Here is a 12412-nt window from a genome sequence, read left to right as displayed (position 1 = left end):
CGAATGGCTCCAAAGCGCCGACGATCCACCATGGCAATGGGCCGGGGATCGCGCTGCAACGTCCATTCATAGCGTTTGCCGCCGATGCTTTCCAGCGATCGACCCGGCTAATGCACCGCCTGAACATTTCGCCGTTGACAAGTTATAATATTATAATCTTAATGCCGGAGAGGAGCGCGCCGGATCGGCGTGGGTGCGATCGGCGGCCCGAGGCCGCCGAAAGGCGTCGCCAGGGAGGTCAGGAATGAACAGTGCGGCTGAGGTGAGCTCGCCGCCCCGGGATGCGCAGTCGTTCCGGCGGCGATTGATCGGCTTCATTGCCGTCGGCGAAGTTGGCGTTTTGGCGGCGATGGCGCTGCTGGTCGCCTTCTTCTGGCTGCTCGAACCTGCCTTCCTGTCGGAGCGCAACATCCGCGCCATTCTCAACGTCGTGTCGTTCGTCGGCATCATCGCCATCGGCCAGACGATTCTGCTGGTTGCCGGCGAGTTCGACCTGTCGGTCGGCTCGGTCGCGGGACTGTCGGCGGTGGTTGCCGCCAAGCTGATGACCGCGGCCGCTTTACCGGTAGGCGTCGGCATCCTGGGCGGCATCGGCGTCGGCGGCCTGATCGGCCTTCTAAACGGCCTGATCGTCGTCAGACTCGGCATTCCGGCCTTCATCCAGACGCTCGGCATGCTGTTCATCGGCCAGGGCCTGATCCAGGTGGTGACCGGCGGCTATCCCGTCTATCCGCTTCCGGAGGCGATCAATACGATCGGCGGCATCGATCTCGCCTTTGGCCTCGGCTGGAGCTTCGCCTTCTTCATCATCGCCGCCGTCGTCGCCGATTTCGTGCTGCGGCGCACCGTGCTCGGCCGCAACATGTACGCCACCGGCGGCAACAAGGAAGTGGCGCATCTCGTCGGCATCAACACCAGTGCCTACAAGATCGGCGCCTTCATCACCGTCGGCGCGCTGTCGGCGATCGCTGGCATGTTCGTCATGGCCGATCTCGGCAGCGGCGGCACCTCGATCGGCAGCGGCTGGGAACTGACCGTCATTGCCGGTGTCGTGGTCGGCGGCGTCAGCCTGTTCGGCGGCGCCGGCACGGTCGCCGGCGGTGTCGTCGGCATCCTGATGCTGAAGGTGGTGCAGAGCGGCCTCGTCGTCATCGGCGTCAACTCCAACTGGCAGCAGATCGCGGTCGGCGTGATCATGGTCATGGCCGTTGGCCTGGACATCGTGCGCCGCCGCTACTTCATTGCCGGCGCCTGAGCCGGTCGGGATATTGCGCCGGCAAAAATGCCGGCGAACCAAGGGAGGTAAGGCATGGGAATTCACTTGAAGAAAAGCTTGATCCGCGCCGCGCTGCTGGCGGCGACGGTCGCCACCGCACTGGGTTCGGCGGGCCTAGCCCGCGCGGCCGACGTCCACCTGCTGTGGGTGCAGGCGATGAAGGATCACCCCGTGCACAGGCTGATGCAGGCGGGCTTCCTCAACAAGTGCAAGGAACTCGGCTATACTTGCGAGGTCGTCGGCGACCCGAGCGCCACCAACTGGGACATTCCCGCGACCTTGCCGCTTGCCGAGGCAGCACTCGCCCGCACCAAATATGACGCCATCGGGGTCTACGGGGTGGACCCGGCGATCTATTCCTACATCACCAAACTGGCCAAGGAGGGCTTCCCGATCGTCACCTGGCACGTCCTGCCGCCGGAAGGCACCGTCAACGGCCTCAAGGCGGCGACCGGCGAAGACATCGCCGAGGTCGGCGCCAATGCGGCCATCGCCATCGGCGACAAGCTTGGCGGCAAGGGCACGGTGGCGCTGACGCAAGGCGCCTCCAACGACACCGAAAACGCCATGTCGGACGCCTTCCGCAAGACCATCGCGTCAAAGTATCCCGGCATCAAGGTGCTCGACACGCAGATGGAAGGCTTCGAGCCTTCGGCGGCCGAAGCCAAGGCGGTGGCCATCCTGCAGGGCAATCCCGACGTGACCGCCGCCTTCGGCACCACCGGCAACAGCATCCAGACCTGGTCGGGCGCCGCCCGCAAGGCCGGACGCGACGTCGTCATCATCGGCATGGACTACATCAGGCAGAACCTCGACCTGGTGAAATCGGGCGCCGCCTACGGCATCGTCGCGCAGCCGCTCTACGAGGAGAGCGCCAAGGTTGCCGAGCTGCTCGGCGACCTCGCCCAGGGCAAGACGGTTCCCTACAGCAATCCGTTGCCGGCCAAGGTGATCACCGCGGCCGACCTCGACCCCTACTACAAGATGCTGGACAGCGCCGGTCAGTAACACCTGCCGCCGGGCCCGCATCCCGCGGACCCGGCAACATCCCGAGGGACAATTGTGTCGAGCACCCAAGCGCCGCTGTTTTCAGCCACCGCGATCGCCAAGAATTTTGGCGGCGTGCAGGCACTGCGCGGTGTCGATTTCGACGTGGTCCCTGGTGAAATTCACGCTCTGCTCGGCCAGAACGGCGCCGGCAAGTCGACGCTGGTCAAGATTCTCAACGGCGTGCATCCGGCCGGTTCCTACACCGGCACCATCCAGCTCGACGGCCAGCCCGTCAGCTTTGCCTCGCCGGCAGACGCGCGGTCGAACGGTGTCGGTTACGTCCCACAGGAAATCGAGGTGCTCGAACAGCTCTCCGTCGCCGAGAATGTCTTTGCCGGCCGTACCGGTCTGGGCGACGGCGTGCTGGTTCACCAGCGGAAGCTCGAGCAACGGGCGGCCGAGATCTTCGCCGATCTTGGCATCGATATCGACCCCAGGGCCTATGTCGCGTCGCTGATCTCGGCGCAGCGCCATCTGGTGATGATCGCGCGTGCCATCGTCCTGAAGCCGCGCGTGCTGATGCTGGACGAGCCGACCGCCTCGCTCTCGGGCACCGAAGTCGATGCGCTGTTTTCCGTGCTGCGCCGGCTCAAGGCGCAAGGCGTGGCGATGATCTACATTACCCATCGCCTGCCGGAGGTGCTCGCCATCTGCGACCGCGCCACCGTGCTGCGCGACGGGCAGGTGGCGGTGCGCATCGCACGCGAGGATTTCGACGCCGAGACCTTCATCTTCTCGATGTCGGGCCAAAGGTTGCAGCGGCTGTTCCCCGAGCACGCCGCGCCTGTCGGCGCACCGGCCGCGCTGGAGGTTCGCCATCTTACCGTCGCCGGCCATGGCGGTGCCGTCCACGGCGCGAAGGATATCGACCTGTCCGTCGCGGCCGGCGAGATCGTCGGGCTGGCGGGTCTGCTCGGCTCCGGACGTAGCGAGATCCTGCACGGCATCTACGGCCGGGTGCCGGCCGAGGGCGAGATCCATGTCGGCGGGCAAGCCGTATCGATCAAATCGCCTAGGGATGCCCGTGCCGCCGGCATCGCGCTGCTGACCGAGGATCGCAAGCGCGACGGCCTGCTGTTCAACCTGCCGGTCGGCGCCAACATCACCATCGGAAATCTCGCGCCCCTGTCGCGGCACGGCGTGGTGCGCGGCGGGCTGGAGCGCGGCGCCATCGTTACAGCCATGCGCGCGCTCAACGTCAAGGCCTCGTCGCCGCAGGCCGCCGTCACCCATCTGTCGGGCGGCAACCAGCAGAAACTGCTGTTTGCCCGCGTGTTGATGCGGGCGCCGAAGGTGCTGCTGCTCGACGAGCCGACCAAGGGCGTCGACGCCGCAACCCGCCACGAGATCTATAGGCTGGTGGTCGAGCTGGCCGACAAGGGCGTCGCGCTGCTGATCGTCGCCTCGGAACTTGAGGAACTGATCGGCCTCTGCGACCGCTGCCTGGTTGTCGCTGACGGCCGCATCGTCGACGAATTCGGCCGTGGCGAAGGCGGCGAGGACCGCGTCTTGCGTTCGGTGACCAAGGCCCAGGCCGAGCGCCAGGCACAGGTGTCAGCATGACATTTGCCGGCAAACGCGTTTTCGTCACTGGCGCGGCGACGGGGATCGGCCGGGCGACGGCGGACTATCTTGTCGCCGAGGGCGCCAAGGTCCTTGGCGCCGGGCTGGACGGCGATGACGGCAAGGCACTCGCAAGCCGCTACGGCGAAAGCCAGCTGATCTTCCGCGAGAGCGACCTCACCCGCGAAGCGGACGTCCAGGCCACCGTGGTGGCGGCGCAAGAGCGGTTTGGCGGGCTCGACGCGGTCGTCAATTGCGCCGGCATCTATCCGACCGGCAAGCGACTGGAAGAGCTTTCCGACGAGGATTGGGACAGGACGATCGCCGTCAATTTGACGGCGATCTTCCGGGTCTGCCGGGCAACCCTGCCGCTGCTGCGCGCGGCGGGCGGCGGTTCGATCGTCAACATCGCCTCCGTGCATGCCGACGCCACGGTTCCAGGTGTGCCCGCCTATGCGGCGACCAAGGCAGCGGTCGTCGGCCTGTCCAGGCAGATGGCGCTCGACTATGCCGTCGACCGCATCCGCGTCAACGCCGTGCTGGTCGGCTCGGTCGCCACGAGAATGACGCTCGACGGCTTGGAGGCCGCCGGCGGCGCGGAAGCGCTGGGCCTCTCCTTCGAGCCCAACCGGATCGCCCGCATCGCCAACCCTTCCGAGATAGCCACGGCAATCGGCTTCCTGATCTCGGACGCCGCGTCCTTCGTCACCGGCAGCGCCATGCAGGTGGATGGCGGCCTGCTGGCGCGGCTGCTTTAGGTTTCAAGTGCGAAGGGCACGAAGGAGACCGTGCCGATGGCACTTTGGCCCGGCCCCAGCACGATCACGCCTTCCTCCGGATCATCCCATTGGCCCCGATTGAAGGCCCCGGATGCGTTGGTCTGTGGCTCGACGCAGAAATATGGCTTGGTCGGATCGGCATAGAGCATCAGATGCCTGAAGATCGGATCGGCCGTGATCCGCAGCCCGACGCAGCGCGTTGGAAAGCGGATGCATGCCTCGCCGTTCCAGCCGCCATGGTCATTGTTGCGCCAGCCCGCCGGCAACGGCCTGCCTTCGGCGAAGTCGAGTTCGGGTGGCAGGCTGATGCGATCGCCGGAAACGCCGTCGGGCTCTTCGAGATAGAAACGCCTGGCCTTGAATTGCAGCGTCACATCCGGATCGCGGTCGAACCAGGGATGCAGGCCGAAGCCGAACGGCAGGGCAACCGGCCCGGAGTTGGTCAGTGTCATGGTCACACCAAGCCCTTCGCCGGAAACGACGAAAGCTTGCGTCGCGCGATAGGAATAGGGGTCGGCGCCGGCGGCGATATCCAGTGTCAGGATCGCGCTGGCCGTTCCTGCCTCCACGACAGTCCAGGCATGCTGCCAGCCGCTGCCATGCACGTTGTACTTCTCCGGCGGGTTGTTGGGCGCGACCTGCCAGCGTTTCCCGGCGAAACCGAAGACATTTCCGGCGATCCGGTTGGCATAGGGCGTCATCGGAAACATGGCGACGCCGAGCACATTGCCGGCTTTGCGATCATCCTCCGAAAGCCGGCGCATCACATCGACGCCGCGCCAGCGCAGTGAACTGACGGAGCCGCCGATGTCAGGCACAAGCCCGACCTCGAGCGCGCCGGCCTTCAGTGTCAGCGGTTCAGAAATTACGCCCATAGCCCGCCATCCATCCACCGTCGACGCCCAGCATCTGGCCCGTCGTATAGGTGTTGAGTGGATCGCAGAAGAACAGCACGGCCGCAACCGCTTCCTCGATATTGCCGGCGCGGTCGACCGGGACGTGGCTGAGCATCGCCTTGTCGCCCGAAACCATGGCCTCGTCCTCAACCAAGCCGACACCGACGGCATTGACCAGGATTTTGGGGCCGAACTCCATGGCCAGCGTGCGCATGCCGGCCAGGATCGAGGCGTTCTCCATGGAAAAGCGCGGATGGCGACGCATCGGCATGCCGGCGGTCACCGAAAGCAGGAAGACGATGCGTCCGCCGCCGCGCTCGGTCATGGCCACCGCCGCTTTGCGCGCGGCCGCATACAAGGTGCCGGGATTTTCCGCCGTGGTGCCCGGACGCAACGGGCATGACACCAGAACGATGTCGGGAGGCGGCACGCCGGCGGCCCGCGCCCCTTCGATGATGCGGCCGCCATTGGCGCGCAAGGCGGCGAGTGCGGCTTCGGCAACCGGATTGCTGGCGCCTTCCAGTTCTATCGTCGCGCCAGCGAGATCGATTTCCATGGCCCCGCTCACATCATGTATCCCGCCGTCCAGCCGCCATCGACGGCCAGCACCTGGCCATTGACATAGCTGGCCGCCGGCGAGGCCAGGAACAGCACCGCCTCGGCGATCTCTTCCGGCTGGGCCGGCCGGGCCAGCGGCACATGGGCGAGGAATTCCTGCGTGCGTCCGGCGAACTTGCCGTCCTCGCCGTAGAACAGCTTGGCGGTCAGCGCCGTCATCACCGAACCCGGCGCGATGGCGTTGGTGAGAATGCCCCTGCCGCCGAGTTCGATCGCCATCGAGCGCGTCAGATGGATGATGCCGGCCTTGGCGGCGACGAACGGGCTTTGCAGCCGCATGGCGGCAAGCCCGACCACCGAGGCGATGTTGACGATGCGCCCGCCCTTGCCGGCGGCGAGCATCGGGGCCAGTGCCGCGCGGCTCATGATGTAGAGGCCGTCGAGGTCGATGCCGGTGATGCGGTCCCATTCCTCGGTCGGGAATTCCTCCAAGGTGACGCGATGCGCCAGCGTGTTGACACCGGCATTGTTGATCAGGATATCGAGGCGGCCATAGCGCTGCATGAGCGCGGCGATCGCGGCGCCCACCGAGGCGGGGTCGCGGATATCGGTGGCGCAGGCCATCGCATCGCCCAGGCCGGCCGCGACCTCTTTTGCACCTGCGCCATTGATGTCGGCCACGACCACCGCCGCGCCATTGTCCGACAGGCGTTTGGCGATCGAGCCGCCGATGGCCCCGGCGGCTCCCGTGACCAACGCCACCTTGCCTCGCAAATCGCAGCGCATGTCCCGTCAGCTCCCCGCCAGCATCGGTTATGCTATTATAATAATCTACCGGCAGGGACAAGCAGTTACGCGGGCGACAGGGACTATTCCGCCGCCGCGCCGACCGCGCCCTTGCGGGCGGCATCAACCATCCGCCGGCGTGCCCGGAACACGCCCCATTGCTGGTCGACCAGCACGCCGATGAGGATGACGCCGCCCATCACCGCGAAGTTGAGCGAGGAGGGGATGCCGAGCAGATTGACCAGGTTCTGCAATTCCTGCAGCAGCACCGTGCCGAGGAGGACACCGATCAGCGAGCCCTCGCCGCCGCGCAGCGAGAAGCCGCCGAGCACCGCCGCCGCGATGGCGTAGAGCTCGTAGAACTGGCCATGGCTGGCCGGCGAGATCGAGCGCGTATACATGGCGAAATAGATCGCCGACAGCGCGGTGAGCACGCCGCAGATGACATAGGCCGCCATGACGACACGCCCGGTGCGGATGCCCGAATATTTCGCCGCCTCCTCGTTCTTGCCGATGGCGTAGAGATAGCGCCCGAACACCGAGCGGTGCAGCACCACCCACATGACGATGGAAATGACGATCAGCGCGAAGAAGGAGTTCGGCACGCCCCAGGAGCGGCCGGCGGTGAGGAATTCGAGATCGGGAAAATTCTGGCCGAAGGCAAAACCCGCCGTGCCGTCGGCGGTATAGAAGCGCGCGACGCCGCGATAGATCAACAGGCCGCACAAGGTCACCACGAAGGGCTGCAATTTCAGCCTTGTGATCAGCCAGCCATGCGCCAGCCCGATGATGGCGCCGAGCACCAGGATGAGCACGAAGGCAACGGGCCATCCCATGCCGCGCACGGCGATGAAGTCGATGAACAGCGTGCCCAGCAGCGCGACGACGGAGCCGACGGAGAGTTCGATGCCGCCGGTGATGATGACGAAAGCCTGGCCGATCGACAGGATGCCGAACAGGCCGATCAGGTTCGAGGTGTTGGCGAGATTGATCGGCAACAGGAAGCGCGGATTGATGATGGCAACGATCGCTCCGACCACCAGGATCAGGATCAGCAGGCCGAGATCTTTCTTTGTCATCGTCTTCTCCCCAATGCCGACCTGGACGGATCGCGCTTGCGCGACCCAGGCAAATTATTTCGGCTGCTTGCCCACCGCGAGCAAAAGCACGTTTTCCTGGCTGAACTGGTCCTTGTCGAGAATGCCCGAGATCTGGCCCTCATGCATGACGGCGATGCGGTCGGAAACGCCGATCACCTCTTCCATGTCGGAGGAGATCATCAGCACGGCGACGCCGGCATCGGCCAGCGCCCGCATCAGCCCGTAGATCTCCGCCTTGGCGCCGATGTCGATGCCGCGCGTCGGCTCGTCGAGGATCATCACCTTCGGGTTCATGGCCAGCCATTTGCCGAGCACGACCTTTTGCTGGTTGCCGCCCGACAGCGTGCCGGTGCGCGTCTGCACCGAAGGCGCCTTGATGCCGAGGTCCTTCTTCTGCTTCTCGGCGGTCACGGTCTCGGCACTCGCGGAAACCAGGGATCGCTTCGCATGCGCCGGCAGGTTGGGCAGCGAAATGTTCTGCGCGATCGAGAGGTCGAGCAGGATGCCGGTCAGCTTGCGGTCTTCCGGCACCAGGAAAATGCCTTGCGCGACGGCGTCCGCCGCTGAACCGAGGGTAAGCGGCTTGCCGTTGAGCTCCAGCACGCCGCCAAGGCTGGCGTCGATGCCGAAGAACACGCGCGCCAATTCGGTGCGGCCGGAGCCGACGAGGCCGGCGAGCCCCAGGATTTCGCCGCGCCTGACCTCGAGATCGACCGGCCGGCCGGGATAGGTTGGGGTGCGGATTGCCTTGGCCGACAGCGCCACGGCGCCCGGCGCCCGCGCCGCCTCGGAGGCCTTTTCGCGCTCCTTCAGCATGCGGCCGATCATCAGCTTGACCATCTGGTCGTGGTTGATGTCGCGCTTGCCGAGCGTACCGGCCAGCATGCCGTCGCGCAGCACGACGACGCGGTCGGCGACGCGCTCGATCTCGTGCAGCCGGTGCGAGATGAAGATGACCGAGATGCCGTCGGCCTTCAGCGCCTTGATGACGTCGAGCAGCTTGTCGGTCTCGGCGAGCGGCAGGCTCGATGTAGGCTCGTCGAGAATGACCAGCCTGGCCTTGATCGACAGCGCCTTGGCGATCTCGACCATCTGCTGCTGCGCCAGCGACAGATCCGCGACCTGCGTGTCGGCGGAGAAATTGGCGCCGACGCGCTTCAACAGCGGCGCCACCATGTCGCGCAGCTTCGCCCGGTCGACCAGCTTCAGCGGCCCGGCGCGCAGCGGCTCGCGGCCAAAGAAGATGTTGGCGGCGACATCGAGGTTCTCGAACAGATTGAGTTCCTGGTGGACGAAGGCGATGCCCGAACCCAGGCTGCCCTCCACGCTCAGGCTGTTATGGGCGGTGCCGTCGACCGTGATGGTGCCGGTATCGGGCGTGGTGACGCCGCCGAGGATCTTCATCAGCGTCGATTTGCCGGCGCCATTCTCGCCGACCAGGCCGATGACCTCGCCCGGCCTGACCTCCATGGAAAACCCGTCCAGCGCCACGACGCCCGGATAGGTCTTGCGCACGTTCTCGAGACTGAGGAACGGAGTGGTCGCCGCGATGGAGGTGTCGGAATAGTTCATCATGCCTGACAGCAGCCGGTGGGCCAAAACGGCCCGTTCTGCAGACTGACGACCCCGGCAGGGTTCGTCAATGCGAACAGCCGGCTCAAGTGAGATGAGCCGGCTGAACTGCCTGTGGTCTTAGTTTCCTGCCATCGCCTTGAGATTGGCGGCATAGGCGTCGACGTCGTCCTTGCCGATGATCTTGGTCGGGATGATGATCAGATTGCCGGCCGGGATGCCCGACTTGTCGCCCTTGAGATAGGCGGCCATCAACTTCATGCCCTGATAGGCCCATTCGAAGGGCTGCTGCACAACGGTGGCGGCAATGGTGCCTTCCTTGACGCCGCCCAGCGTGATCGGATCGTCGTCGAAGCCGACGACGGTGATCGAGCCGAGCTTGCCGGCGTCGCGCAGCGCTTCGTAGATGCGCGGCGTGTTGTAGGAGTAGAAGCCGACCATGCAGGTGACGTCGGGGCTGGCGACCAGCGCGTCCTCGACATTCTTCTTGGCACGCGCCTGGTCGATGTCGTCGCCGCGCACGTCGACGAGTTCGATCTTGGTGCCGGCGAGGCCATCCTTCATGCCCTGGATGCGCTCCTTGGCGTTGTCGGCGCCGAGCAAGCCGACGAAGCCCAGGCATTTGCCGCCGTTCGGCATCGCCTTCTTGGCGATTTCGGCGGCCTGCTTGCCGGCATCGACATTGGACGAGCCGATATAGGCGACGCGCTTGGTCTGCGGGGCATCCGAGTCGGTGGTGAACAGCGCCGTCTCCGAGGCGATCTTGTTCAGCCCGTCGGTCGAGGTCTTGGGATCGACGGCCGAGACCATGATGCCCTTGACGCCGGCGGTGACCAGGTCGTCCATCAGCCGCTGCTGGATGGCGACCGAGGATTGTTCGGGATATTTGAGTTCGAGCGTGTAGTCGGGCAGTTCGCCCTGCGCCTTCTTGACGCCGGCTTCGGCCGCTTTCCAGAAGTCGGAAGCGCCGTTGACGACGAAGGCCAGTGTCGGCTTGTCGTCGGCGCGCGCGATAGCCGTCGCCGTCAGGCCGACAACCAGGGCCGCGGCGGCCACGGATGCATTGCGTATCAAGGATTTCATGTTCAACCTCCCGTTTTGGTCCAGCCGAAGGGCTGACCCATCTTGCTCACTAAAATTGCCTTGCTCACCTGAATTGCCGTTCGTGGTTTGGACGCCCTCCTCCTCAAGGGTTCCCGGCACTGAAGAATGGCGTCGTTTGCAGCCACGACCACGGACTTTAGACAACCATTCTTCGTTCGTAAATAGTCCGATTTGTCTGACATATCACATATCCGAGACATGGCTCGCGCAGGCAATATCCGCTCGCCATCGGACCGTTCACGGACATTTCCACCGCGCCCCGGACCCGGCCGGGCCGGATGCGATGGATTGACGGTACAGCGCATTCTTGTATTAGTAAACACTATTAGCAAAGGATCGGCATCGCGGTCGGCAAGTGCCATGGCTGCACGGCTCTGCCGATGCCGCGATCCCTATGTGCCGAGTCGAAAGACCTGCAATCCCGGGGTTTGAAGGTGCTTTGCGTCTGCATGACTGGTGGAATGCGTGCGTGATAATAACTATAAACAAAGTCGACGTTCTCAGGGATCGGCAGCGTCGCGCCATCTTGTCGGCCCGGCGGGCCGCCGCTAGACAGGCCCGGGATTGGGGAACATCTGCCGCATGAGCGAGACGACGGATCCGGCCATCGCGACCGCCAGGCGCCGCAAGGCGCCGGCGAAGCCCAAGGGCCGCGTCACCATGACCGACATCGCGCGCGCTGCCGGCTGCTCGCAGGCGACGGTCTCCTTCGTGCTCAACAATTCGCCGGGTATCCGCCTCTCGCAGCAGACCCGCGAGCGGGTGATCGAGGCGGCCCGCGCGCTCGGCTACAGCGCCCCCGCCTTCTCGGCGCTGGAGAAGCCGCCTGCCGCCTTCGGTGGACCCGGTTTTTATGGGCCAGGCCTCGACGGGCTCGACGGCGTGATCGGTTTTGCCGTCGACCAGCTCGCCACCAGCCCGGAAGCCGTGGTCGCCATCGAGGGCGCGCGCCAGGCCTCGTGGAATGCCGGCAACGTGCTTCTGGTGGCGCAGACCATGGGCGACGCCGTGATGGAGCCGCGCGCCATCTCGGCGCTGACCCGGCGCGGCATCTCGGCGCTGATCTATATGACCATCTTCACCCGCGAGATCACCGCGCGCGATTTTCTCTATGGCCTCGACATCCCGGTCATCCTGCTCAACTGCTACACGTCGGATTACGCTTTCCCAGCCGTGGTTCCCTCCGAGATCGCCGGCGGCCAGAGCTCGACGCGGCATCTGATCAGCCATGGCCACCGCCGCATCGCCACCATCACGGGCGAACCCTGGATGCAGGCGGCACAGGACCGCCTCAAGGGCTACCGCCGCGCGCTCGCCACCGCCGACATCCCTTTCGACGGCGAATTGGTGGTCGAGGGCGACTGGTCGGCCAGCGCCGGCTACGCCGCGACGGTAAAACTGCTGGCGCTCAAGGACCGCCCCACCGCCATCTTCTGCCAGAACGACCGCACCGCCATCGGCTGCTACGAAGCCCTGAAGGAGGCCGGCCTGCACATCCCCGCCGATATCTCCGTCGTCGGCTACGACGACGAGGAAATCGCCCGCCATCTGTTCCCGCCACTGACCACCTCGATCCTGCCGCATATGGCCATGGGCCAATGGGCGATCGAGCAACTGGAAGCGCCGGCGGTGGCGGGACGAGGGCGCTATCCCATCACCAAGCTGGAGTGCCCGCTGGTGGAGCGGGAGAGTGTGGCGACGTTCAAGGGCGTCGCATAAACCACCGAT

The 12412-nt window shown here is 65.4% G+C and carries 11 protein-coding genes; 5 read left to right on the top strand and 6 right to left on the bottom strand.

Annotation, left to right across the window (positions count from 1 at the left end; all coding sequences use genetic code 11):
* Window positions 1-244: 244 nt before the first annotated feature.
* The 4 genes from LB564_RS17115 (at window position 245) to LB564_RS17100 (ending at window position 4647) form a co-directional block, all read left to right on the top strand.
* Window positions 245-1255, top strand: coding sequence for an ABC transporter permease (locus LB564_RS17115; RefSeq protein ID WP_224539462.1), 1011 nt, complete (start codon window positions 245-247; stop codon window positions 1253-1255).
* A gap of 66 nt (window positions 1256-1321) precedes the next feature.
* Window positions 1322-2284: a sugar ABC transporter substrate-binding protein gene (locus LB564_RS17110; protein WP_224539460.1), complete on the top strand. Its 963-nt coding sequence runs from the start codon at window positions 1322-1324 to the stop codon at window positions 2282-2284.
* Window positions 2285-2338: 54 nt separating this feature from the next.
* Entirely contained in the window at window positions 2339-3889 is a 1551-nt protein-coding gene (locus LB564_RS17105) for a sugar ABC transporter ATP-binding protein (protein ID WP_224539457.1), read from the top strand.
* Window positions 3886-4647 (top strand): SDR family NAD(P)-dependent oxidoreductase, encoded by a 762-nt coding sequence (locus LB564_RS17100; protein ID WP_224539456.1) that lies wholly within the window; start codon window positions 3886-3888, stop codon window positions 4645-4647. Before LB564_RS17105 ends, LB564_RS17100 begins: the two co-directional genes overlap by 4 nt.
* On the opposite strand, the gene LB564_RS17095 is transcribed toward LB564_RS17100, so the two are convergent.
* From LB564_RS17095 to LB564_RS17070, 6 genes are all read right to left on the bottom strand, one after another.
* A complete protein-coding gene (locus tag LB564_RS17095) occupies window positions 4644-5543 on the bottom strand; it encodes an aldose 1-epimerase (RefSeq protein WP_224539454.1) in 900 nt (299 codons plus the stop codon). The genes LB564_RS17100 and LB564_RS17095 overlap by 4 nt on opposite strands.
* Window positions 5527-6120 carry an SDR family oxidoreductase gene (locus LB564_RS17090; protein ID WP_224539452.1) on the bottom strand — a complete coding sequence of 198 codons (594 nt, stop codon included), beginning with the start codon at window positions 6118-6120 and terminating at the stop codon, window positions 5527-5529. The genes LB564_RS17095 and LB564_RS17090 overlap by 17 nt, the downstream gene beginning before the upstream one ends.
* Window positions 6121-6128: 8 nt before the next feature.
* Window positions 6129-6908 carry an SDR family NAD(P)-dependent oxidoreductase gene (locus LB564_RS17085; RefSeq protein ID WP_224539450.1) on the bottom strand — a complete coding sequence of 260 codons (780 nt, stop codon included), beginning with the start codon at window positions 6906-6908 and terminating at the stop codon, window positions 6129-6131.
* An 83-nt stretch (window positions 6909-6991) separates the two neighbouring features.
* Window positions 6992-7987: an ABC transporter permease gene (locus LB564_RS17080; RefSeq protein ID WP_140703193.1), complete on the bottom strand. Its 996-nt coding sequence runs from the start codon at window positions 7985-7987 to the stop codon at window positions 6992-6994.
* Between the two features lie 54 nt (window positions 7988-8041).
* On the bottom strand, window positions 8042-9580 hold the full coding sequence (locus LB564_RS17075; protein WP_224539808.1) for a sugar ABC transporter ATP-binding protein: 1539 nt from the start codon (window positions 9578-9580) through the stop codon (window positions 8042-8044).
* Window positions 9581-9700: 120 nt separating this feature from the next.
* Window positions 9701-10663, bottom strand: coding sequence for a sugar-binding protein (locus LB564_RS17070; RefSeq protein WP_140703191.1), 963 nt, complete (start codon window positions 10661-10663; stop codon window positions 9701-9703).
* A 603-nt stretch (window positions 10664-11266) separates the two neighbouring features.
* Here LB564_RS17070 and LB564_RS17065 point away from each other — a divergent pair.
* Window positions 11267-12403, top strand: coding sequence for a LacI family DNA-binding transcriptional regulator (locus LB564_RS17065; RefSeq protein ID WP_224539448.1), 1137 nt, complete (start codon window positions 11267-11269; stop codon window positions 12401-12403).
* Window positions 12404-12412 lie beyond the last annotated feature (9 nt).

This window comes from Mesorhizobium sp. ES1-6 (assembly GCF_020164775.1).
Taxonomy (GTDB): domain Bacteria; phylum Pseudomonadota; class Alphaproteobacteria; order Rhizobiales; family Rhizobiaceae; genus Mesorhizobium.
This window is presented reverse-complemented; position numbering and strand designations above follow the sequence as displayed.